This window comes from Serratia sp. BIGb0163 (assembly GCF_024809935.1).
Classification (GTDB): domain Bacteria; phylum Pseudomonadota; class Gammaproteobacteria; order Enterobacterales; family Enterobacteriaceae; genus Serratia; species Serratia quinivorans.
On record NZ_JANUDZ010000001.1, the window covers coordinates 901,240 to 924,270 of the forward strand.

Genomic DNA, 23,031 nt, shown 5'->3' on the forward strand with positions numbered 1-23,031 from the left:
AAAAGTGCCAAAGTGCGTGCAGCGTCACAGGCGGTAAAAAAACAAAACGTGAGCTGTATCGCGTAAATCTTTGCCGTATTGCCAGCCCGTTCGCTGGGCTGGCAGTGGTGATAAGGTGCCGTTTATCTGGGGTTTTAGACTGATGCCATCGATTCATCAGGAAGCCACCCCATGACCACTCGTAACATTGTCTCCATCGATCTTGGTGCCTCCAGCGGCCGTGTGATGTTGGGGCGCTATCAATCCGACGACCGGACAATCAGCCTGCAGGAAATCACCCGCTTCAGTAATCATCTGGTGTCGATCGACGGCCACGACTGTTGGGATATCGACGGGTTGGAGCACGCCATACGTCAGGGGTTGCAACAGTTGGACCAGCAGGGCATCACGCCGGACAGCATAGGTATCGATACCTGGGGCGTGGATTATTTGCTGCTCGATAACGAAGGGCGGCGCGTCGGGTTACCGGTCGCTTACCGCGACGCTCGCACTCACGGGCTGATGCAACAGGCGCAGCACGAAATGGGGGCGCAATGGCTGTATCAGCGCACCGGTATCCAGTTTTTGCCTTTTAATACCCTTTACCAATTGCGTGCCTTCAGCCGGCGCCACCCTGAATTGCTGGCAAGCGTCGCCCATGCCTTGTTGATCCCGGATTACCTGCATTACCGGCTTACCGGGCAATTGAACTGGGAATATACCAACGCCACCACCAGCCAATTGCTGAATATTCACAGTGGAGACTGGGATCCGGCGTTGCTGGCCTGGGCCGGTGCCAAAGCGGCCTGGTTCGGTCGTCCGACCCCGCCGGGCAACACCCTCGGCCATTGGCGAATGGCCAATGGGGCGCAAGTGCCGGTCATTGCGGTGGCCACTCATGACACCGCCAGCGCCGTGCTGGCAACGCCGTTACGGGGTAAACACGCCGCCTATCTCAGCTCCGGTACCTGGTCGTTGATGGGTTTTGAGAGTCAGCATCCCTACACCGGTGCGGCAGCGCTGGCGGCCAATGTGACCAACGAGGGCGGCGCGGAAGGGCGGTATCGGGTGTTGAAAAACATCATGGGCCTGTGGTTGCTGCAACGGGTGTGCGAGGAACTGAATATCACCGACCTGTGCCAACTGGTCGAACAGGCAGCGGCACAGCCGGGTTGCCGTACTTTGATCAATCCCAACCATCCGCGTTTTATCAACCCGATATCGATGGTGCAAGAGATCCGGCAGGCCTGTGTGGAGCAGGGAATGCCGACACCGCAAACGCCTCCGGCGCTGGCGCGCTGTATTTTCGACAGCCTGGCGATGCTGTACCGACTGGTGCTGGGCGAGTTGCAGGCTCTGCGCGGGCATCCCTTCAGCCATCTGCATATCGTCGGTGGTGGTAGCCAGAACCCGTTGCTCAACCAGCTTTGTGCCGACGCCTGCGGCATCCCGTTGTCGGCCGGGCCCGTCGAAGCTTCGACGCTGGGCAACCTCGGCAGCCAACTGATCGCGCTGGGTGAGGTGGCGGATGTCGCCGCTTTCCGGCAATTGGTGACCGACAACTTCCCGCAACAGACTTTTTCGCCGCAGCCGTTCGAGGCCTTTACGGCCAACTGGCAGCGGTTCCAGATGCTTATTCCCGCGACCAAGGAGCTTTGCTTATGACCCGACTTATTGAACAGGCGTATGAGTTCGCCAAAATGCGTTTTGAGGATCTCGGCATCGACGTCGAGCAGGCGCTGGCGCAATTGGATCGTATTCCGATCTCAATGCACTGCTGGCAGGGGGATGACGTGCGCGGCTTTGAGAATCCGCAGGGGGCGCTGACCGGCGGTATTCAGGCCACCGGCAATTATCCGGGCCGGGCAACCAATGCCAACCAGTTGCGCGCCGATCTGCAGCGGGCCATGTCGCTGATCCCGGGGCCAAAGCGGGTGAACCTGCATGCAATCTATCTGGAAAGCGAGGTGCCGGTGGAGCGTAACGCCATTGAACCGGTGCACTTTAGCCATTGGGTGGAATGGGCCAAGACGCAGGGACTGGGGCTGGATTTTAACCCGAGTTGTTTTTCACACCCCCTGAGCGGCGACGGCTTCACCCTGGCCCATGCCGATCCGGCGATTCGGCGCTTTTGGATCGAACATTGTCAGGCCAGCCGCCGGATTTCGGCCTATTTCGGCGAACAGCTTGGCACGCCGTCGGTAATGAACGTCTGGGTGCCGGATGGCATGAAAGACCTCACTGTCGATCGTATGGCTCCGCGCCAACGCCTGCTAAGCGCGCTGGATGAGGTTTTCAGCCAACCGCTGGATCCCCGCCACCATATCGACGCGGTGGAAAGCAAACTGTTCGGCATTGGTGCAGGGAGCTACACCGTCGGTTCCAACGAGTTCTATCTGGGCTATGCCACCAGCCGCCAGGTAGCGCTGACGCTGGATGCCGGACATTTCCATCCGACCGAGGTGATTTCCGACAAAATTTCCACCGCCATGCTGTTCGTGCCGCGTTTGTTGCTGCACGTCAGCCGTCCGGTGCGCTGGGACAGCGACCACGTGGTGCTGCTGGATGACGAAACCCAGGCCATCGCCCACGAAATTGTGCGTCACGGCCTGTTTGACAAGGTGCATATCGGCCTCGATTTCTTTGATGCTTCTATCAACCGCATCGCTGCCTGGGTGATCGGCACGCGCAATGCCCGTAAGGCACTGCTGCGCGCGTTGTTGGAGCCGGTGGAATTACTGCGTCGGCTGGAAAATGACGGCGACTACACCGCACGGCTGGCAATGCTGGAAGAGCAGAAATCGCTGCCGTGGCAGGCGGTTTGGGAGATGTACTGCCTGCGCCATGAGGTGCCCGCCGATGCCGGTTGGCTCGGCGAAGTTCGTCAATACGAAAAACAAATTCTCAATCAACGTTAAGGGCGCCGTATGCAACAACTTCTTTCTTCATGGTTTGTTCAGGGCATGGTGAAAGCCACCGCGGATATGTGGCTGAAGGGCTGGGACGAACGTAACGGCGGCAACGTCAGCCTGCGCCTGCTGGACGAAGAGGTACAGCCGTTCGCGGCGGATTTTTATCCGCAACCACGCCGCGTCGAACTGAGCCAACCGGCGGTTGAACTGGCTAACTGTTGGTTTCTGGTGACCGGCTCCGGCAAGTTTTTCCGCAATGTGCAGCTCGATCCGGCCGATAGCCTGGTATTGCTGCGCATTAGCGAGGATGGTCACGCCTACAGTATCCACTGGGGGCTGAGCAACGGCGGCTTGCCGACGTCGGAGCTGGCATCGCACTTGCAGTCACACTGCGTGCGCAAAACCCTGACCGAGGGGCGTGACCGGGTGATTATGCACTGCCACGCCACCAACCTAATCGCCCTGAGCTACGTGCTGGAGCTGGATTCGGCGAGCTTCACCCGCATGCTGTGGGAAGGGAGTACCGAGTGCCTGGTGGTGTTCCCGGACGGCGTGGGTATCGTGCCCTGGATGGTGCCGGGTACCGACGGCATTGGTGAGCAAACCTCGCAGCAGATGGGGTCGCATTCGTTGGTACTGTGGCCGTTCCACGGTATTTTCGCCAGCGGCCCCTCTTTGGACGAGGCCTTCGGCCTGATCGACACCGCAGAAAAATCGGCCCAGGTGTTGGTGAAGGTGTTGTCGATGAAAGGGATGAAGCAAACCATCAGCAAAACGCAGTTGATCGCGCTTGGCGAACGCTTTGAGGTTAAGCCCTGGGCGGCGGCGCTGAATGTGGTACGTGAGCTATGATCCGCAAGGCGTTTGTCATGCAGGTATACCCCGAAGCACATCAGGAATATCAGCGGCGCCATACGCCAGTCTGGCCGGAGCTGGCGCAGACCTTAAAGCAGCACGGCGCGCACCACTACAGTATTTTCCTTGATAGCGGTCGCAACCTGCTGTTTGCAGTGGTGGAGATTGAGTCAGAAGCGCGTTGGCAGGCCGTCGCGGCTACCGAGGTATGTCAACGCTGGTGGTTGTCGATGCGTGAATTGATGCCCAGCCATGCCGATAACAGCCCGGTGAGCGAGGCGTTAACCGAAGTGTTTTATCTGGAGTAGTGGGCAGGCGGGAGCATCCCGCCTGATTACCATTCAGGCGCTGGCGCCGTCAAACGGATGGATTTTCAACGAATCCAGCGCCAATTCCGGCACGCAGCGAAGATTGACGGCGCACATAGCCGCACCGTCCGGGCCTTTTCCGTAGGCAAAAGCCTCAGTACCGCAGGTCTGGCAGAACTGGTGCTGAATGATGTGTTTGTTAAAGGTATAACCGCGAAGTAGCCCTTCACCGCTGTGCAGCACAAAGCTGCCGATCGGGAAAAACGCCAGCAACATGCCTTTACGGCGGCAGATTGAACAGTTGCAACTTAGAGCCTCATGGGGCAGTTCGGCATTCACCGTGAAGGTGACGGCGCCGCAGTGACAGCTACCTTGAAATGACATAATCGACTACCTGCTGAAAACCTCAGTTCGCCCAATTATAGTTCACTTATTCACCATGTTGATTTGACCATGGAATACATTACCGCAGAGAATATGGATTCTGTGGCTCGATCCATTAGAAATATCTTTAAATTCTGTTAAGTTGGCCACTAGCCTAATCACAAGGAGAGAACGATGTTAGAGCAATACTATCCGACCACGATGAGCTCCAAACCGATCACGGATGAGCAACATAAAAGACTGGTGGCGGTGCAGGCGGCGCTGGAGCTGATCAAGGCCACGCTGTCTGATACCAACGACGGCAACGGTGTGGATTTTCAGTTGAAGGCCGCTGAAAAGCACATTGGCCCGATGGCTGATGCGATCCAGGAAGCGCTGAAATAAATTCCGCCAGCGGTAATTAACCGCCCGAGGGCGGTTTAGTGTGATAACAAAGTTGTCTTTGAATCCGAGATACCCGGGCCTAGCGCACCGAGGGGCGCTCCGGCGGGCAAGCCGCTACGACCCCTTCGGCACGCTCTCCCTAACAACGGGCTTTGTCAGTAGTCTGAACCGCCCAAGTGAACTGCACCCAAAAAGTTGGATACCAACTGAGTAAGGTGCAGTTTTTTTGTGTCATTCGGGCAGGCAAATTCGGATTTTTTATCTAGTGAGGGCGCAAAAATGTTGGCAGAATTCCTTCAGGATTATTTTAGGGAACAGACGGAGGAGAGCATTGATGAAGGATGTGCATATCGCACTGTCGGGGGGCTGCGTGCGGTTGGCCTACCCGGGAGAAAACGTTCTGGATTTCACCGATACCTTGTCATTCGGACCTCTGTGTGCGCTGGATGATGATCAGGGACAGCAGGCGAGGTCCTGCTGGTTTCGCGATCTGCACCAATCGGTTTACGCGCCGGAGTGGGACACTTCTTCACAGCGCCTGACGGCGATGGAAAGCCTGAAAATACAGCTAGCCGCCGTCACTGGTCAGGTGACTCTGTGGATTGGCGATAACCCCGATGAGCAACTGATGTTGCGCGCGCTGTTGCCGCTGATCGGCGAGCGGCAGGTCTTTGTGGTTAACGTCACCGAACACACCGGGCGGATGAGCACCAACTGGTGTCCGGCTGAAATGTTGGAGCCGCTGTGGATCCGTCGGCGTGAATTGACTCAAGAAGATAAAGCGGCGCTCATTGAAGACTGGCGGCGGTTGTTGGCGGACACTGCACCCGTGAGGATTTTTACCCAGGGAGAAGTGCAGGGGAAAGCGTTGGATTACTACGATCCGCTGCTGCTGGAACATTGCCCGAGCGAGTATACCCAGGGCTCCAGGGTGGTGGGAAACGCCATGGTGAATACTCCCTATTCGGTGGGCGACACCTTTTTGAATTTCCGGCTGTACGCGTTAATTGAACAGGGCGTGTTGCAGGCGCAGAATGGCGGGGTAAACATGAATCGCCTTCAGGTGCGGCAGGTTTAAGCCCCAGTTTCCTCTCGCTGTGTTTTTTGTGCTGTGCAGCGGAAAAACCGGGCAAAACGTTTTTCACTGGCCAGCAGATCTGCTTATAATGCCTCACTGACTGTATAAATAAACAGGTGTGGTGCGATGACGCTGAAGTTGGATGGTGAAAAGATTGTTCGTAACCGGTTTACCGGCGAAAAAATTGAAAACGGCAGCTTTATCAACTGCGATTTTTCGGGCACCGACCTGACGGGGACCGAATTTATCGACTGTCAGTTTTATGACCGCGAGAGCCAACAGGGCGGTAATTTCAGCCGCGCCTTATTGAAAGATGCCAGCTTCAAAAACTGTGACCTGTCGATGGCGGACTTCAGAAATGCCAGCGCGTTAGGTATTGAAATCCGTGAGTGTCGGGCACAGGGCGCAGACTTTCGCGGCACCAGCTTTATGAATATGATCACCCCACGCACCTGGTTTTGCAGCGCATACATCACCAAAAGCAACCTGAGCTACGCCAATTTTTCGAAAGTGGTACTGGAGAAGTGCGAGCTATGGGAAAACCGCTGGAACAGTGCACAGATCCTGGGAGCGACTTTTAGCGGTTCGGATCTTTCCGGTGGCGAGTTTGCGTCGTTTGATTGGCGTGCCGCCAACTTTACCCATTGTGATTTGACCAACTCGGAATTGGGTGAGCTGGATCTGCGCAGCACCGATCTGCAGGGCGTGAAGCTGGACAGCTATCAGGTGTTTCAGATAATGGAGCGGCTGGGTATTGCGGTTATTGGCTAAGCCTTTTAGCACTCTGGGGCCGTCAGGCCCTTACGGGGTACGGCTAAGGGGGTAGCAGTGGTTGAATAATAAATGGTGTGTATAAATATTATAATAAATATTCCTTGCTTAAATAAATACCTCGTGTATAAATAGCGTCATCGGTTTGTAGTACAGACCTTATGAAAGCAGTTTTAGTAAAGCAGTTCTCAGTATTAGTGATATCCCATAGATACCTCTTCTTCCGCGAATTTCCTTCTCTAGTGCCCAAGTAAGTTTCCAATAAAAACAGACCTCAATCGCCTTATGGCGTCTCAAAAATATAAAGGAAATATCTATGTCTACTAAAATGACTGGTTTGGTAAAATGGTTTGATGCAGGTAAAGGTTTTGGCTTTATCTCCCCGGCAGACGGCAGCAAAGACGTGTTCGTGCACTTCTCCGCTATCCAGAGCAATGATTTCAAAACGCTTGATGAAGGTCAGCGCGTTGAATTCACTATCGAAAACGGTCAGAAGGGTCCTTCTGCCGGCAACGTAGTAGTTTTATAATTTATAGGTAGTGTTTTATTTCTTACGATAGCGAAGAAGGTGTAAACCGGAGCAGCTAAGAAATAAAAGAATTACCTGAATAAACTCCGGGATTACCCGGAGTTTATCTAAAATATTTATATTCAGAATATTCCAATAGCAATAGTTATTGGCAACAGCAAAAAAGATTGGCGTCGTAATAATAATAGCGGCCGCGATTGAGTCTATTTTGCTGTTGTGAAAAAGTTGTGCTTAGGCTGCGTAAGGTTGGAGTGTTGGACGGACGCTTACGCCATAACATGACAGTCGGGAAAGTGACCGACAAACATTGATGACCCTGGCCGAAAGCCGGGGTTTTTTTATGCATATTGCTCAGGTGAACAGGGCTGGCCCAGGGGGAAGCAGACCAGCCAGAGCAGGAGCGTTAGTCGCGCTGGGAATCCAGCACTTCGTTATTTTTCACTACGTCCTGGGCTTTAACGTAGCTTTCAATCAGCAGTTGATACGCAGGGAAGATTTTGGTGTAAACCTCGGCCCATTGTTGTGCATCCTCGCGATTCCAGCTGCCCTGAAGTTCAGAGGCCACGCCGGCGGTATCGATCGGTACCACACCTGCCTGCACCACACGCGCCAGGGTAATTTCCTGCGCCATTTTCGAATAGGTACCCGAGGCGTCGATAACGGCAAAGACTTTATAGCCTTCGGCAACGGCGCTGATCGACGGGAAGGCCATGCAAACACTGGTGATGGTACCGGCGATAATCAGAGTTTTGCGGCCGGTCGCTTTAACGGCTGCAACAAAGTCCGGGTTATCCCAGGCGTTGATCTCACCTTTGCGCGCCACATATTGCGCATGCGGGGCATTTTGGTGGATCTCAGGGATCAAAGGGCCATTCGGACCTTGCGGTACTGATGCAGTGGTAATGACCGGCAACTTGCTAAGCGTAGCGATACTGGCCAGGGCACCAGCGCGAGCGCGCAGTTCCGTCATTGGCATATCGCCGACGGTTTGAAACAGGCCACTCTGGTGGTCAATCAACAACATGACCGCGTCATTGGCATCAATAACAGGACGCTGACCATTAAAGTTTGCTGGAGTGCTCATCTTTTATTCCTCTGTAATCGGGACGTTGAAAACAATTAATGCTGCCTAACCAAGATGTAATCTCAGTGTTTGGAAACAGTGTAGGGGCAGGGGAAAATTCCGCTAGAGGGTTAACTCAGGATGCATCGTTCTATTTAAGGAACGATAAAGGCAGGTGAAGGCGATGGTTTTTTGTGCACGCCAACTGCGTTATCGCACCGGTACGGGACTTATTGATAGGTGATAATGCACAGCTGGAATAGTCACTGCAATGAATTTTATTAACCCTATCAAACACTTGGCCTAATTCCGATAATGCCTGACTTAGCGCATTGAATTTGCACTAGATACCTCTTTATGATTAGTAAACCGCACGTTTTGACTGTCCCTCTCCGCCCATGAGTTTTATCCTCGGACTCAATCAGTATTTGTATGATTTATGAAAATACATTCACATGGAGGAGTTCTTATGCGTTTCGACAATAAAGTGGTCATCATCACTGGGGCAGGCAACGGGATGGGGGAAGCGGCGGCACGCCGGTTTTCCGCTGAGGGCGCAACCGTGGTGCTGGCTGACTGGGCAAAGGAAGCGGTAGATAAAGTGGCGGCCTCGCTGCCGAAAGGCAAGGCACTGGCGGTGCATATCGACGTTTCTGACCACGTCGCGGTTGAAAAAATGATGAACGAAGTCGCGGAGAAATTGGGCCGCATCGACGTGCTGTTAAACAATGCCGGTGTGCACGTTGCGGGTAGCGTACTGGAAACCAGCGTAGCTGACTGGCGTCGCATTGCCGGGGTCGATATTGACGGCGTGGTGTTCTGTTCCAAATTTGCCATGCCGTATCTGCTGAAAACCAAAGGCTGCATCGTTAACACCGCATCGGTCTCAGGCCTGGGCGGCGACTGGGGCGCGGCATATTACTGTGCGGCCAAAGGGGCAGTGGTAAACCTGACGCGTGCCATGGCGCTCGATCACGGTGGTGACGGCGTGCGGGTGAACTCGGTGTGCCCGAGCCTGGTAAAAACCAATATGACCAACGGCTGGCCGCAGGAGATCCGCGACAAATTCAACGAACGCATTGCTTTGGGCCGGGCGGCAGAGCCGGAAGAAGTGGCTGCGGTGATGGCATTCCTGGCCAGTGACGACGCCAGCTTTATCAACGGTGCCAATATCCCGGTTGACGGTGGGGCGACCGCCTCAGACGGCCAACCGAAGATTGTTTAAGCGTTAATCATCAGGCCCGGCAAGGCTAAACGCCGGGCCTGCGTGCTTTACACCCCGATCCGATCGCGCAGTGTGTAGTAGGCCGCGCCGATGGCGGTAAACGGAATTTGCAGGTTGCGGCCGCCGAAGAACGGCAGGTGCGGCAGTTTGGCAAAGGCATCGAAGCGTTCCGCATCGCCCTGCATTAACTCGGCAATCAATTTACCCGCCAGATGGGTACAGGTCACGCCGTGGCCGCTGTAGCCCTGCATGTAATAGACGTTGTTTTCCAGTCGGCCGAACTGTGGCATACGCGACAGCGTCAGCAGGAAATTGCCGGTCCAGCGGTAGTCGATATTTACCCCTTTTAACTGTGGGAAGGTTTTCAGCAGTTTCGGGCGGATCAGATTGTCGATATCGTCCGGATCGCGGGCACCGTACACCACACCACCGCCGTACAGCAGGCGGTTATCACCGGTTATACGATAATAATCCAGCAGATAGTTGCAGTCCTCGACGCAGTAATTTTGTGGGATCAGCGACTGCGCCACTTCCGGTGCCAGCGGCTCGGTGGCAACCACCTGCGTGCCGCACGGCATGCTGCATTTGGCCAGTCTTGGCTCCAGCTTATCGCCCAGATAAGCGTTACCGGCCACGATCACATAACGCGCCTTCACCTGCCCATTAGCGGTACTGACCATCGCCGGTTCGCCGTGGCGAATGTTGGTCATGGCCGATTGTTCGAAGATCCGCCCACCCTGCAGGCGAATGGCTTCGGCTTCCCCGAGTGCCAGATTCAATGGATGAATATGACCACCGCTATGATCCAGCAGCGCGCCGACGTAGCGCTCGCTATTGACCTCTTGACGGATACGCCCGGCGTCCAGCAGCTCAAGTTGAGTATTACCGTAGCGTTCCCAGTTCTGTTTCTGCTCGACCAACGCATGGTATTGCCGGTTGTTCAGTGCGGCGAAGATGCCGCCGGGGCGATAGTCACATTCGATGGCGTACCTTTGGATACGGCTGCGAATGATCTCTGCGCCCTCAAACATCATACTGCCAAGAACGCGGGCGCTTTCTGCCCCATAACGTTGTTCAATCACGTCAATATCGCGGCTGTAAGAGTTGACCAATTGGCCGCCGTTACGGCCGCTGGCGCCGAAACCGATGCGCGCAGATTCCAGCAGCACCACGTTATAGCCGGCTTCTACCAGAAACAGTGCGGAAGACAGACCGGTATAGCCACCGCCGACGATGCAGACGTCGCATTCAATAGAGTCATTCAGCTGCGGGTAGGGCGCGTGGCTGTTGGCCGAGGCCGCATAATAGCTTTTTACATGTTCAGTCATGATATTTGCCCTTATTCCAGCGAAATCCAGGTGGTTTTCAGTTCGGTGAATTTTTCCAGCGCGTGCAGCGATTTGTCGCGACCGTTGCCGCTTTGCTTGTAGCCGCCGAAGGGGACCGTCATATCGCCGTCATTGTAGTTATTGACGAACACCGTACCGGCTTTTAACTGGCGTGCCAGTCGGTGGGCGCGGGACAGGTCACGCGTCCAGATGGCGGCGCCCAGACCGTAGTCGCTGTCGTTGGCCAACTGCATGGCCTGCTGTTCACCGCTAAAACTGGTGACGGCTAATACCGGGCCAAAAATCTCGTCACGCGCCACGCTCATGGTGTTATCCACCTGGGTAAGAATGGTCGGGCCGAGGTAGCCGACATGGCCGCTCTGTGGGTGTTCGCGGCCGTCGAGGAACAGGTCGGCACCCTGGCTCAGGCCCTGTTCGATGTAGTCGGCCACTTTCTCGCAGTGGCCCTGATCGATCAGCGTGCCCATCACCGTCGCCGGATCGAGAGGATCGCCTGGGGTGAAGGCTGCCGCATGTCGTCGTAGCGCCTGTAAGAACTCTTGCTGAATACTTTCTTCCACCAACAGCCGGGTGCCGGCAATGCACACCTGTCCCTGATTATAGAAGATGCCGGCGGCGGCACTCTGCGCGGCCTTGTCCAGATCCGGGCAGTCGGCAAAGATGATATTGGCGCTCTTGCCGCCGGCCTCCAGCCAGACTCGTTTCATATTGGATTGGCCGGCGTAAATCATCAGTTGTTTGGCGACCTGGGTGGATCCGGTGAAGGTCAGGGCGTCGACGTCGTTGTGCAGCGCTAATGCCTTGCCGGCATCGTGACCGTAGCCTGGAACAATATTCAGCACGCCGTCCGGCAATCCGGCCAGTTGGGCCAGCTTGCCCAGATAGATGGCGGTCAACGGGGATTTTTCAGAGGGTTTAAGGATCACGCTGTTGCCGGTGGCCAGCGCCGGGCCGAGTTTCCAGCAGGCTAATAACAGCGGAAAGTTCCACGGCACGATAGCGCCGACCACGCCGATAGGCTCGCGTTCAATCAACGCCAGCGCATCACCGCCGGTGGGGGCGATTTCGCCATAAACCTTGTCGACCGCTTCGGCATACCAGCGCAGGCAGCGGATGGCTCCCGGTACGTCATCGCGCAGGCTGTGGCGGATCGGTTTGCCGGTATCCAGCGTTTCCAGCAGCGCCAGTTCCTCCTGATGCTGTTCCATCAGGTTCGCCAACTGCAACAAAGTGGTTTTGCGCTGTGCCGGAGCCGCCCTGGACCAGTCACCGCGCTCAAATACTTCACGCGCTGCGCTGACCGCCAGATCGATATCGACGCTGGTGCCCCGGGCAACCTGGGTCAACTCACGTTGCCCGGCGGGATCCTCCACGGCAAAGGTTTGGCCTTCGGCGGCCTGCTGATAGCGGCCATTGATAAACAGTCGGTTCTCAATTTTCAGGGCCTGCGCCCGGTGTTGCCAATACTGCAAATGGTGGAAGTCCATACCTTGCTCCGTTGATCAGAATGTCGTCGGCGTATGGGCGCTGATAATCCGGCAAATCCGCGCCGACGTGTTGCTGAAACTATGGGGAATGCCGGTGTTGATGGCGTAGCTCTGCCCGGCCGACAGGTGATAGGCCTGCCCGTTGACCTGCAAAACCACTTCGCCTTCCAGCAGGGTGCCAATCTCTTCCCCCTGATGCTTGATGCGTTCGCCGGTGGTGGTACCCGGTTCATAGGTTTCGATCATCATCGCCAGGGTGCGATTAGGGTCGCCGTTGTGGATCAACTTCATCGATACCCCCTGGCTGCCAATCTCAATCAGATCCTGGCTGTCGATCACAATCTGTGGTTCATCCGGTATTTCCGGTTCGGCGAAAAACGCCGACAGTGACAGCCCATACACCGTCAGCAGTTTTTGCAAGGTACTGATGGCCGGGCTGACCTTGTCCTGCTCGATGGTGCTGATGGCGCTGTGGGTTAATCCAGACAGTTCGGCCGCGCGGCGCTGCGACAATCCCAATTGCTGGCGGATTTGCGACAGGCGTTTTCCCGGTGCCAAGCTGACATCGCTCATGGGCGTTTTTCCTTTTGATAGTTCCGGCAGGCGCTAATGAAACCCTCAAACAGCAGGCGTGACAGAGCGTACTCCTCACTGTTCCATTCCGGGTGCCATTGCACACCCAGCGCGAAAGGCTGGTCGCGCAGGCTGATGGCCTCCACCAACCCATCGGCGGCGTGGGCCTCAATACGTACGCCGGGGCCAAGGGTTTTTGCCCCCTGGCCATGCAGTGAGTTCACCCAGAATCTGTTGCAATCCGGTATCAGTTGCGAGAGCAGGCCGCCTTCCTGAACGATGACTTCGTGGGCGGGGGCGTATTGTTGTTCCAGCGGCAGGTCGTGATCTTCACGGTGCTCGAGCAGTTCGGGTAATTCAAACAGCCGGCGGTGCAGGGTGCCCTGGCTGGCGACCACCATTTCTTGCATGCCGCGGCAAATGGCGAAAAGGGGAATGCGCCTGTTGAGCGAGTGGCGTATCAGCGCCAGGCTCAATTCATCTCGCCCAGGATCGGCATCAGGCTCATCGCCGTTTTCACCATAAAGGTGCGGCTGCACATTACTGGGGCTGCCTGGCAGCACAATACCGTCGAGGTGCTCCAGCAATTCTTCCAGCAGTTTCGGCTCAGCCAGCGCGTGTGGCAGGGCGATTGGCAGCCCTCCGGCAGCGACTACGGCATTTAGGTACTTTTCTTGCAAGGTCTGAGTGAGGTGCCCGTTTAACCTATACCTGCACATCACTACGCCGACCACTGGTCTGTTAAATATATTGCCCATGCTGTCCCCTTGGTATGTTCGAAATTATGAACGATAAGCTTCTCCACTGCCGTTTTCGTTCAATATTTTATAAATCTAGCAGTCAAATGGGCAATATTCAAACTCAAAGTAACACTTGCAAAACAATTTTGTTGCATCTATGTTTCATTGGTGGACATTATATTGAGCAAGATGGTCAAAAAACATCGACGGCAATAAGTGTGAGAACCACAGACAAAAACATACATGGCGGGTGAATCATGCAGACCAACATAGTAGAAGTGGAAAACTTTGTTCAGCATCATGAAGAAAAGCGAAGTAGCGCGTTCCAGCGTGAAGTGAAGAACTACCTGGAGCGTTATCCATTAACTCAGCACGTTGACGTTCTGCTGACCGACCTTAACGGCAGCTTCCGCGGCAAACGTATTCCGGTCGCTGGGTTGAGCAAACTGGAGAAGGGGTGTTACTTCCCGGCGTCGGTGTTTGCGATGGATATTCTCGGCAATGTGGTTGAGGAGGCCGGGCTGGGGCAGGAGCTGGGTGAGCCGGATCATATCTGCGTGCCGGTGCTGGGCACCCTGACACCGTCGGCGGCGGATCCGCAATATATCGGCCAGGTGTTGCTCACCATGCTCGATGAAGATGGTACTCCCTTTGACGTTGAACCGCGCAATGTGCTGAACCGAGTGTGGCAGCGTTTGCGTCAGCGCGGGCTATCCCCCGTAGTAGCGGTAGAGTTGGAGTTCTATCTCATCGATCGCCAGCGCGATTCGGAAGGCTATCTGCAGCCGCCGTGTGCGCCGGGCACTCAGGAGCGCAATACCCAAAGCCAGGTGTACTCGGTCGATAATCTTAACCACTTTGCCGACGTGCTGAGCGAGATTGACGAATTGGCGCGTATGCAGGGCCTGCCGGCAGACGGTGCGGTGGCGGAGGCTTCACCCGGCCAGTTTGAAGTCAATTTGCATCATACCGACAACGTCCTGCAGGCCTGTGACCACGCGCTGGCATTAAAACGCCTGATCCGCATGGTGGCGGAAAACCACAACATGCAGGCCACCTTTATGGCCAAACCCTACGAAGAACACGCCGGTAGCGGCATGCACGTGCATATCAGCATGCTGGACCGGCAGGGCAACAACGTACTGGCAGACGACGACGGTGAAGACTCCGCGCTGCTGAAACAGGCGCTGGCCGGGATGATTGCCCTGATGCCTTCTTCTATTGCGTTGCTGGCACCGAACGTTAACGCCTATCGTCGTTTCCAGCCGGGCATGTACGTGCCGACCCAGGCGTCCTGGGGCCATAACAACCGCACCGTGGCGCTGCGCATTCCCTGCGGCGATCGCGACAGTCATCGCGTGGAGTATCGCGTAGCCGGTGCGGATGCCAACCCTTATCTGGTTATGGCGACCATTCTGGCCGGCATTGTCTACGGCCTGGAAACCAGCCTGCCGCTGCAAGAGCCGGTGACCGGCAACGGGCTGGAGCAGGAGGGGCTACCGTTCCCGATCCGCCAAAGCGATGCGCTGTATGAGTTTGAGCATCAGCCGGTACTGAATGCCCTGCTGGGCGAAAGGTTCAGCCATGTTTACCTGGCTTGTAAAACGGATGAGCTGGTGCAGTTTGAGCGCCTGATCACCGAAACCGAAATCGAGTGGATGCTGAAAAACGCCTGACCCGCTCGACGCCAATCCTACCGCGCGCGTATGGCGCATTCCGCCGGCTATCCTGTGGCCTGCGATGCTGCGCGCTGCGGTAAAGCATTGCTTCCACTTTGGCGTACAGGACGCCGGCGAGGAAATAACCATGACAGCCATAACTGTTTCATCCGTCTGCGCAGGCATCTGCCTGTGCCGCAGTGAATACGGGCCAGCCGCTGGCCGAGTTTTATTGTCTTTAAACCGCACTTCCCGCCGCCTGAGCAGCAGTTTCCCCGCGGCCTCTCTGAATGACGTTAAACGGTTACCAGCAGAGGACAACGAGGGGAAGAGCCATGACGACTAATGTGACTGACATCAATGAGGCAGCAAAGCCGCAACTGCGTAAAAGCCTGAAGCTGTGGCAAGTGGTGATGATGGGCCTGGCCTATCTGACGCCAATGACGGTATTCGACACTTTCGGCATCGTCTCCGGCCTTACCGACGGTCACGTACCGGCCTCCTATTTACTGGCGCTGGCCGGCGTGCTGTTTACCGCCATCAGCTACGGCAAGCTGGTGCGCCAGTTCCCGACCGCCGGTTCAGCCTACACCTATGCGCAGAAAGCCATAAATCCGCACGTCGGTTTTTTGGTGGGTTGGTCTTCACTGCTCGATTATCTGTTCCTGCCGATGATCAATACCCTGTTGGCGAAAATTTACCTGACGGCGTTATTCCCGGAAGTGCCGCCGTGGATATGGGTGGTGGGCTTTGTGATTATCATTACCGCCATCAACCTGAAAAGCGTCAATCTGGTGGCCAACTTCAATACTCTGTTCGTACTGGCCCAGGTGGCAATCATTGTGGTGTTTATCTTCCTGGTGGTACGTGGCCTGCACAACGGTGAAGGACTGGGGACGGTATGGAGCCTGCAACCCTTCGTCAGCGAAAATGCGCATTTACTGCCGATCATCACCGGCGCCACCATCTTGTGTTTCTCTTTCCTCGGCTTTGATGCGGTGACCACGCTATGTGAAGAAACGCCCGATGCCGCCAGGGTGATCCCGCGCGCTATCTTTCTGACCGCGCTGTATGGTGGGGTGATCTTCATCAGCGTGTCATTCTTTATCCAACTGTTTTTCCCTTCGATTCAGCGGTTCCATCAGCCGGATGCGGCACTGCCGGAAATTGCGCTGTACGTGGGCGGCAAGCTGTTCCAGTCGATTTTCCTGTGCGTCACCTTTATCAACACCCTGGCCTCGGGCCTGGCATCGCATGCCAGCGTTTCACGGCTGTTGTATGTGATGGGGCGCGATAACGTGTTCCCGGAAAAATATTTCGGCTATATCCACCCGAAATGGCGCACGCCATCACTCAACGTGTTGCTGGTGGGGCTGGTCGCACTGTCTGCGCTGTCTTTCGATCTGGTCACGGCGACCGCATTGATCAACTTCGGTGCGCTGGTGGCTTTTACCTTCGTTAATCTGTCGGTGATCAGTCATTTCTATATTCGCGAGGGGCGTAACAAGAGCTGGAAGGATCGCTTCAACTATCTGTTCCTGCCATTGGTCGGGGCTTTAACTGTCGGCGTGTTGTGGTTAAACCTGGAAAAAAGCTCGCTGACCATGGGACTGATCTGGGCGGTTATGGGCTTTGGTTACCTGGCGTATCTCACCCGGCGTTTCCGCCAGCCGCCACCGCAGCTGGAACGACAACCGCAGCAATAACTGAGTCAGGCGGGGTTTCCCGCCTTTCTTTTTTGTCCGTCGGACAGTAGAGTGAAAATACTGATAAAAAATAACCGATTGGATCACCTCCATGTCTTCACTCCCCGTTTCGTATAAAGCCACTTTGCTCGGTCTGCTGGCGATCCTGCTGTGGAGCAGCGTGGTTGGCCTGATCCGCAGCGTCAGCGAAGGGTTGGGGCCCATTGGCGGTGCCGCGATGATTTACAGCGTCAGCGCGGTTTTTCTGCTGTTGGCGCTCCGGCTACCCAATCTTCGCCATTTCCCACGCGCCTACCTGATCCTCGGCAGCCTGCTGTTTGTCAGCTATGAGATCTGTCTGTCGCTGTCGCTGGGCTATGCCAACACCCGCCTGCAGGCCATCGAGGTCGGGATGATCAACTACCTTTGGCCCTGTTTCACCGTACTGTTGGCGCTGGTGTTTAACGGACAAAGGGCCAAGTGGTGGCTACTGCCCGGATTACTGCTGTCATTGTTCGGTATCGGTTGGATCATGAGCGGTGAGGGCGGCTGGTCGCCGGCGCAAATGCTGGCAAACGTGCGCAGCAATCCATTGAGTTATTCGCTGGCCTTCGGTGGCGCGATAATTTGGGCGTTATATTGCAACCTGACCAAGAGAATTGCCCAGGGCCATAACGGCGTGGTGCTGTTTATTACCCTGACCGCCGTTGCGCTGTGGGTGAAATACGCCTTTAGCCACGAAAGCGGGATGCAGTTCACCCTGCCGGTGACCCTGACGTTACTCTGTGCCGGCATGGCGATGGGGGCGGGGTACGCGGCGTGGAATGTGGGTATTTTGCACGGCAATATGACGCTGTTGGCGACGGTATCCTATTTTACCCCGGTGCTGTCGGCGGTATTTGCCGCACTGGTATTGAATACCGCACTGACCGCCAGTTTCTGGCAGGGCGTGGTAATGGTGACTCTGGGATCGTTAATTTGTTGGCGGGCAACCCGAGGAAACTAACGGAAATGCTCCGCCGGTTGCCCAATGTTGAACTAGAATCTAACTAGCAGACAAACATGAAGGAACATAAAAATGAGAGACGATATCCAATTCATTCAGCAGCCAGAGATTGACGGTGGAAGTTATATGCGCGGTGATACCGTGCGCCTGACTACCGCCAATCTGCGCCATGAATATCAGCTTGATGTCAGCATTCTGCGCCGGGAAGACAAACTGATTTATGGCTCGGTGATCGCCGCCGCGCCGAAGGTGGATATCCCGCCCAGGGAGTGGGAGATCCAGCCGGGGCAAGAGGTGGTATTCCGTAAGGAAAATATCGCCAAGGCAATACCTTCAATTAGCTGAATCCTGGCAAGTGTTCCGCCGTATCCTCCGTTTTCCTCAGTAGCATTCCCAAGAAATGCCGGTGCTAAAAACACCGGCTTTTTCATTTCTGCGAAAAGATCCGGTAACTTTTTGTGTTGCGCACAATTGGCACAGAAACTGCTTTAAAAATCACCGTGCATGACAAAAATCACAGCGAACGTGAATTTTCATGAAACATAATTTGACAAATGTGAACGCAATCGATTACCTATTCGCGAAATGCATAACTGGATCACAGATTCTTACACCCGGTGATTTCTATAATGCGCGCGTCGCCCAAGAAGTTTGTAAGCGGAGGCAACGCCAGGTGTCGTCAGACTCATTGTCATCTTTTCTAACGGGCAGGAAATGGCCCTTTAAGCATGTGGTAATAAAATGAAAAAAATAGCTCTCGCAGCAGGTATCCTGCTCGCAGCGTCTTACAGTGCATCATCAATGGCTGATAGCAAAGACAGCCAATACGTCTCGGATTGGTGGCACCAGAGCGTTAACGTGGTGGGCAGCTACCACACCCGTTTCGGACCTCAGTTGAACAACGACGTCTACCTGGAGTACGAAGCCTTCGCTAAAAAAGATTGGTTTGATTTCTATGGCTACGTCGATGTGCCTAAATTCTTCGGCGTTGGTAACACCCCGGACCGTGGTATCTGGGACAAGGGCTCACCGATGTTTATGGAGATCGAACCTCGTTTCTCTATCGACAAACTGACCGGTACCGATCTGAGCTTTGGTCCATTCAAAGAATGGTACTTCGCCAACAACTACATCTATGACCTGGGCCACGACACCGACGGCCGTCAGAACACCTGGTACATGGGTCTGGGCACCGATATCGAGACCGGCCTGCCGATGAGCCTGTCGATGAACATCTATGCCAAATACCAGTGGGAAAACTATCAGGCTGCCAACGAAAACAGCTGGGATGGTTACCGTTTCAAGGTGAAATACTTTGTGCCGTTGACCCAGGTGTGGGGCGGCAATCTGAGCTACATCGGCTTTACCAACTTTGACTTTGGTTCCGATCTGGGCAAAGACGACTTCACGGTTAATGGACGTCAGGCACGCACCAGTAACTCGATCGCTTCCAGCCATATTCTGGCGCTGAACTACGATCACTGGCACTACTCCTTCGTGGCCCGTTACTTCCATAACGGCGGCCAGTGGCAGGATGGCGTGGATATCGGTACTCCACAAGGCCCAATCAAATCCACCGGCTGGGGCTACTACCTGGTCGCCGGTTATAACTTCTGATTTTCCGTGGTATCAGAAACAGAAAACCCCGCTTTGGCGGGGTTTTTTTTCGTCATCACTGCACTTGTTCAGCGGGTAAATGTCGCACCGGCATAAATAATCGTCCTTTGATTACGTGGCATTCATTATCAATCCAACTGATGATTTGTTCACGGCTCACGCCTTCGGATTGCGCGTAGCGGTGAAGATCGCCATTAAAGTGCTGCGTGATATATTCCATGAGGGTCATTTGCATGTCTTTTGCTCCTGAACGCCCACCCGTCGCCAACTGGCTACCGCGGGAGGTTAAGGTTTCTCAGACGCTGAATTTAAAGTATTGGCAACCAAATCTCAACAAAAAGCACTGTATTGGTGCATCTGATGTCTAATTATTGGTAAAAAGAATCCCGCACTGAGCGGCGGGAAATCGTCAGAATTATCATTCTGGATGATAATAAATGATTTGAGGTGCGACGAAAAAGAGCAAGCTAACTCTTTTTTGTGACACTGCCAAACTACGGCAAGACTTATTTTGCTGCAAGAAAAATCTGGGCTTAAAATTCGGTTTTATCGAATTGTTTTGCGCTGGAATAATATTTCTCAACATTGCCTGCCACAGGTCTCTAAAGGGGATCATACTCTCAGAGTTTTCCGCATGCTTTATGTGGGGAATTAGGCTTATAGTGACGTTAATAACCCATGCAGGAAGTGAAATCATGAGCAAACGTCGTACTACTCTCACAGTGCTGGCGCTGATTGTTTCGATGGGCCTGTCATCCGCCCCGGCATTTGCCGATAAAGGGGGCAACGGTAACGGTAACGGTCATGGCAACAGTGGCAATCATGGCAACAGCGGTAATCATGGCAACAGCGGTAATCATGGTAATAACGGCAATCATGGGAATAAAGCCAAAGGCAACGAGAGTGACCAGGGGCTGGTTTCCGTCAGTATTACCCGCGATCGTGCACGTTCACTGGCACGAAACTATGGTTTGACCGGCTACAGCTCATTGCCGCCGGGGATTGCCAAAAATCTGGCGCGCGGCAAGCCGCTGCCTCCGGGCATCGCCAAGAAAATGGTGCCGTCATCCATGTTGCGCGATCTGCCTTATTACCCGGGCTATGAATGGCGTATAGCCGGTGACGATCTGGTGCTGGTGGCGCTGAGTACCGCCCTGGTGGCCTCGGTGATCAACGGCGTATTTAACTAAGATTACACACTCCGTTTTAAAGCCTCGCTTCGGCGAGGCTTTTTTATTTGCCTGGGGTAGGGGAACGTGGTGAACTCTTTTCCTGATTATTTTCGAGAAGATAAGGAATGGTCATGTTCAGGACGTTATTGATTGCCTGCTGCCTGGTCAGTTTTTCAGCGCTGGCGGACGGCGGTGTGGCGCTCGGCGAACTGGTTAATCAGCGGCTGGCTTATATGAAGGACGTTGCCGGTTACAAGGCGCAGCAGCATTTGCCGATCGAGGATTTGGCGCAGGAATCTAAAGTGTTGGCTGGCGCGCAAGCAGAGGCAGAACGCCTGGGATTGGATCCGCTGACGGTGCGGCCATTTATCCTGGCGCAAATGGATGCCGCCAAGGCAATTCAGTACCGTTTCCGCGCCGACTGGCTGGCACAACCGGAAAATGACTGGCAGCCGCGCCCGTTGGATAGCGTGCGGCCACAAATTGCCGAACTCAGCAGCCGCATTTTACAGCGGCTGGCGCAGCAGTTGAAAACCGGTCCGCTGACCGAAGCCGCCCGTAACAGTTTCATTCATACTCTAACGCAGACTAACCTCAGTGAGGCCGACAAGCAGCGGCTGTTTACCGCCTTACTGGCCGTTCGGGCCGGCAAACCGGGGTGATGGGCAGGATTAATCGCCACCGGCACCGCTACGCTGAAAGGTCAGTACCCGGCTGCGGTTGGCAATCAAGTTCACGCTATAACCACGAAAGTACAGGCAAAAACGCTTCTGCCACGGGCCGTCGCTGCTTTCGACCAGCATGCGGCCCTGACCCAGTGAGCTGATAGTGCCGTACTGCGCTGCGGGGCCAACGCCGATGTGTACCTGGTCACCGCAAATTTCAAAGGCGGTGCGGTATTGCGGGTGATACCACAAACCCTGCACGTGTTTCAGACACTCGCGGTTGGCCGTGACCGGCAGGAAACGGCGTTCCACGTGGCAGACTTCTCCCTCAACCGCTTCGCCGGTCCATTTCAGCCGCATCGGCATATGGGCGGAAAGCGAGACCGCGTAGCCGTCATCGGCCTGATACAGCGGTTCATCGCTCCCCATATAGGCGACATTACCGTCCTTCACTTCCAGCCAATAGGGATCGGCTACCGTGGTGTAAATGCCATCGGGAATGGCGCAGCTGCGTTGCGGTAGTGTTGCGCCCAGTAAGGCGGCCATCACCCGCAATGCCATGCCGAAACTGTCGCAGTCCTCGCGGTTAGCCACCAGTGCGACACCGACTTGCCTATCGGGTGCCAGCAGGAAGTAGGTTTTGTAACCGGCGTGGGAGCCGCCGTGTCCCAGCAGACGATGTTTGCCGAGCGGAGTTCGCGCCAGCCCCAACCCGTAAGCGCTGAGTTGACCCTGATTGAGGTGTCGCGGAGCGCTCAGTTGCGCCAGCACGCCGCGCCCCGGCCCCTGATCGGCCAGCAGCGTTTGCAACCAGCGGGTGAGGGCATTGGCGCTGCCGGTCAGACTGCCGGAGGCGGAGAGATGCAGGCCGGCACTGGCCAGTTGCCAACCCTGTTTTGAACGCCAGTAACCGGGGGTTAGCCCCGGTACCACGTCAAACCAGCTCTCTGGCGCCCGTAGCTGCACTTTTAGCGGCTGGGCGATGTGTTGCTGCACCAGATGGTTAAAGTCATACCCCTTGGCTTGCAGCGCCGCCTCAACCAGGCGATAGCCGGTATTGGTATAGGTGATTTCGCTGCCGGCCGGATAGTTCAGCCCGCCAAGCTCCTGAAGGAACTGCATCACCGGTTGCGCTTCGCTGCGGGTATGTACCGAGATGCCCAGCAGCCCGAGGGTTTCACGCACGTCAGGCAGCCCACTGGTCATGTCCAGCGCCTGCCCGACGGTAACGTCCGCCAGTGGGGCCTGCAGCTCCGGCAGCAAGTCGCCAAGCCGGTCATCCAGGTTCAGGGCGTTGTCGGTGGCGTTCAGCGCCAGCGCGGCAAAAATATGTTTGGTCACCGACGCATAACGCACCACGCTGTCGGCGGTAAAAGGGGTTTCTTGTGCCAGGTCAGCCAGACCGGCGCTGGCGCACGCCTGGACCTGTGCGGCGTCGAACAGGGTAATGGCACCGCCGGGCTCGCCGTCGCGCTGCCAATCAGCCAGCAACTGCTCGGCGCATGCCTGTGCGGCGCGCCAGTTTAGTGGGACTTCGGACATACATCGCCTCCAGAGTAAGTTCCTGATTTGTGCCTCAGCGGGCTTTTCG

The 23,031-nt window shown here is 55.4% G+C and carries 24 protein-coding genes; 16 read left to right on the plus strand and 8 right to left on the minus strand.

From position 1 onward, the window contains the following. Nucleotides 1-171 precede the first annotated feature (171 nt). Genes rhaB through rhaM form a run of 4 tightly spaced genes read left to right on the plus strand, consistent with a single transcriptional unit; the run spans nucleotide 172 to nucleotide 4,054 of the window. Nucleotides 172-1,644: a rhamnulokinase gene (rhaB, locus tag M2406_RS04425; protein ID WP_259188894.1), complete on the plus strand. Its 1,473-nt coding sequence runs from the start codon at nucleotides 172-174 to the stop codon at nucleotides 1,642-1,644. Continuing rightward, nucleotides 1,641-2,897, plus strand: coding sequence for an L-rhamnose isomerase (locus M2406_RS04430; protein WP_259188895.1), 1,257 nt, complete (start codon nucleotides 1,641-1,643; stop codon nucleotides 2,895-2,897). Before rhaB ends, M2406_RS04430 begins: the two co-directional genes overlap by 4 nt. A gap of 9 nt (nucleotides 2,898-2,906) precedes the next feature. Continuing rightward, nucleotides 2,907-3,743 carry a rhamnulose-1-phosphate aldolase gene (rhaD, locus tag M2406_RS04435; RefSeq protein ID WP_112363757.1) on the plus strand — a complete coding sequence of 279 codons (837 nt, stop codon included), beginning with the start codon at nucleotides 2,907-2,909 and terminating at the stop codon, nucleotides 3,741-3,743. Continuing rightward, the gene (gene rhaM / locus M2406_RS04440) at nucleotides 3,740-4,054 is read left to right on the plus strand and encodes an L-rhamnose mutarotase (protein ID WP_112363756.1); all 315 of its coding nucleotides are present in this window, start codon (nucleotides 3,740-3,742) and stop codon (nucleotides 4,052-4,054) included. Before rhaD ends, rhaM begins: the two co-directional genes overlap by 4 nt. A 33-nt stretch (nucleotides 4,055-4,087) precedes the next feature. Here rhaM and M2406_RS04445 read toward each other — a convergent pair whose 3' ends face one another. Then, nucleotides 4,088-4,438 (minus strand): GFA family protein, encoded by a 351-nt coding sequence (locus tag M2406_RS04445; protein WP_259188896.1) that lies wholly within the window; start codon nucleotides 4,436-4,438, stop codon nucleotides 4,088-4,090. A 174-nt stretch (nucleotides 4,439-4,612) separates the two neighbouring features. Between M2406_RS04445 and M2406_RS04450 the strand changes: the two genes are divergently transcribed. From M2406_RS04450 to cspA, 4 genes are all read left to right on the plus strand, one after another. Next, nucleotides 4,613-4,822 carry a hypothetical protein gene (locus M2406_RS04450; RefSeq protein WP_012006479.1) on the plus strand — a complete coding sequence of 70 codons (210 nt, stop codon included), beginning with the start codon at nucleotides 4,613-4,615 and terminating at the stop codon, nucleotides 4,820-4,822. Nucleotides 4,823-5,156: 334 nt separating this feature from the next. Next, on the plus strand, nucleotides 5,157-5,900 hold the full coding sequence (locus M2406_RS04455; protein WP_012006480.1) for a DUF3658 domain-containing protein: 744 nt from the start codon (nucleotides 5,157-5,159) through the stop codon (nucleotides 5,898-5,900). Between the two features lie 126 nt (nucleotides 5,901-6,026). Further along, nucleotides 6,027-6,671 (plus strand): Qnr family pentapeptide repeat protein, encoded by a 645-nt coding sequence (locus tag M2406_RS04460; protein ID WP_259188897.1) that lies wholly within the window; start codon nucleotides 6,027-6,029, stop codon nucleotides 6,669-6,671. Nucleotides 6,672-6,987: 316 nt separating this feature from the next. After that, nucleotides 6,988-7,200 (plus strand): RNA chaperone/antiterminator CspA, encoded by a 213-nt coding sequence (gene cspA / locus M2406_RS04465; RefSeq protein ID WP_012006483.1) that lies wholly within the window; start codon nucleotides 6,988-6,990, stop codon nucleotides 7,198-7,200. Nucleotides 7,201-7,603: 403 nt separating this feature from the next. On the opposite strand, the gene M2406_RS04470 is transcribed toward cspA, so the two are convergent. After that, complete coding sequence (locus M2406_RS04470; protein ID WP_012006484.1) at nucleotides 7,604-8,284, minus strand: hydrolase; 681 nt, start codon at nucleotides 8,282-8,284, stop codon at nucleotides 7,604-7,606. A 448-nt stretch (nucleotides 8,285-8,732) separates the two neighbouring features. Here M2406_RS04470 and M2406_RS04475 point away from each other — a divergent pair, with 448 nt between their 5' ends. After that, nucleotides 8,733-9,488, plus strand: a complete 756-nt coding sequence (locus tag M2406_RS04475; RefSeq protein ID WP_012006485.1) for an SDR family NAD(P)-dependent oxidoreductase — start codon at nucleotides 8,733-8,735, stop codon at nucleotides 9,486-9,488. Nucleotides 9,489-9,535: 47 nt separating this feature from the next. Here M2406_RS04475 and M2406_RS04480 read toward each other — a convergent pair whose 3' ends face one another. The 4 genes from M2406_RS04480 to puuD are packed head-to-tail and all read right to left on the minus strand — an operon-like array spanning nucleotide 9,536 to nucleotide 13,655. Further along, the gene (locus tag M2406_RS04480; RefSeq protein WP_259188898.1) at nucleotides 9,536-10,816 is read right to left on the minus strand and encodes an FAD-binding oxidoreductase; all 1,281 of its coding nucleotides are present in this window, start codon (nucleotides 10,814-10,816) and stop codon (nucleotides 9,536-9,538) included. 11 nt (nucleotides 10,817-10,827) lie between these two features. Next, nucleotides 10,828-12,324 (minus strand): aldehyde dehydrogenase PuuC, encoded by a 1,497-nt coding sequence (gene puuC, locus M2406_RS04485; RefSeq protein ID WP_112363753.1) that lies wholly within the window; start codon nucleotides 12,322-12,324, stop codon nucleotides 10,828-10,830. Between the two features lie 15 nt (nucleotides 12,325-12,339). After that, nucleotides 12,340-12,897, minus strand: a complete 558-nt coding sequence (gene puuR / locus M2406_RS04490; protein ID WP_012006488.1) for an HTH-type transcriptional regulator PuuR — start codon at nucleotides 12,895-12,897, stop codon at nucleotides 12,340-12,342. Continuing rightward, nucleotides 12,894-13,655 carry a gamma-glutamyl-gamma-aminobutyrate hydrolase gene (gene puuD / locus M2406_RS04495; RefSeq protein WP_259188900.1) on the minus strand — a complete coding sequence of 254 codons (762 nt, stop codon included), beginning with the start codon at nucleotides 13,653-13,655 and terminating at the stop codon, nucleotides 12,894-12,896. The genes puuR and puuD overlap by 4 nt, the downstream gene beginning before the upstream one ends. A gap of 239 nt (nucleotides 13,656-13,894) precedes the next feature. On the opposite strand from puuD, the gene M2406_RS04500 reads away from it, so the two are divergent. From M2406_RS04500 to M2406_RS04520, 5 genes are all read left to right on the plus strand, one after another. Next, nucleotides 13,895-15,313, plus strand: a complete 1,419-nt coding sequence (locus M2406_RS04500; protein WP_259188901.1) for a glutamine synthetase family protein — start codon at nucleotides 13,895-13,897, stop codon at nucleotides 15,311-15,313. 317 nt (nucleotides 15,314-15,630) lie between these two features. Beyond that, the gene (locus tag M2406_RS04505; protein WP_012006491.1) at nucleotides 15,631-17,001 is read left to right on the plus strand and encodes an APC family permease; all 1,371 of its coding nucleotides are present in this window, start codon (nucleotides 15,631-15,633) and stop codon (nucleotides 16,999-17,001) included. A gap of 91 nt (nucleotides 17,002-17,092) precedes the next feature. Next, nucleotides 17,093-17,986, plus strand: a complete 894-nt coding sequence (gene yddG, locus M2406_RS04510; protein WP_259188902.1) for an aromatic amino acid DMT transporter YddG — start codon at nucleotides 17,093-17,095, stop codon at nucleotides 17,984-17,986. 72 nt (nucleotides 17,987-18,058) lie between these two features. Then, nucleotides 18,059-18,331 (plus strand): hypothetical protein, encoded by a 273-nt coding sequence (locus M2406_RS04515; protein ID WP_012006493.1) that lies wholly within the window; start codon nucleotides 18,059-18,061, stop codon nucleotides 18,329-18,331. Between the two features lie 396 nt (nucleotides 18,332-18,727). Further along, nucleotides 18,728-19,603, plus strand: coding sequence for a nucleoside-specific channel-forming protein Tsx (locus M2406_RS04520; RefSeq protein ID WP_218218074.1), 876 nt, complete (start codon nucleotides 18,728-18,730; stop codon nucleotides 19,601-19,603). Nucleotides 19,604-19,658: 55 nt separating this feature from the next. On the opposite strand, the gene M2406_RS04525 is transcribed toward M2406_RS04520, so the two are convergent. Continuing rightward, nucleotides 19,659-19,838 (minus strand): hypothetical protein, encoded by a 180-nt coding sequence (locus tag M2406_RS04525; RefSeq protein WP_041418544.1) that lies wholly within the window; start codon nucleotides 19,836-19,838, stop codon nucleotides 19,659-19,661. 460 nt (nucleotides 19,839-20,298) lie between these two features. Between M2406_RS04525 and M2406_RS04530 the strand changes: the two genes are divergently transcribed. Then, the gene (locus M2406_RS04530; RefSeq protein ID WP_259188903.1) at nucleotides 20,299-20,793 is read left to right on the plus strand and encodes an RcnB family protein; all 495 of its coding nucleotides are present in this window, start codon (nucleotides 20,299-20,301) and stop codon (nucleotides 20,791-20,793) included. Nucleotides 20,794-20,906: 113 nt separating this feature from the next. Then, complete coding sequence (locus M2406_RS04535) at nucleotides 20,907-21,437, plus strand: chorismate mutase (RefSeq protein WP_259188904.1); 531 nt, start codon at nucleotides 20,907-20,909, stop codon at nucleotides 21,435-21,437. A gap of 9 nt (nucleotides 21,438-21,446) precedes the next feature. Here M2406_RS04535 and M2406_RS04540 read toward each other — a convergent pair whose 3' ends face one another. Continuing rightward, nucleotides 21,447-22,982, minus strand: a complete 1,536-nt coding sequence (locus M2406_RS04540) for a serine hydrolase (RefSeq protein ID WP_259188905.1) — start codon at nucleotides 22,980-22,982, stop codon at nucleotides 21,447-21,449. Nucleotides 22,983-23,031 lie beyond the last annotated feature (49 nt).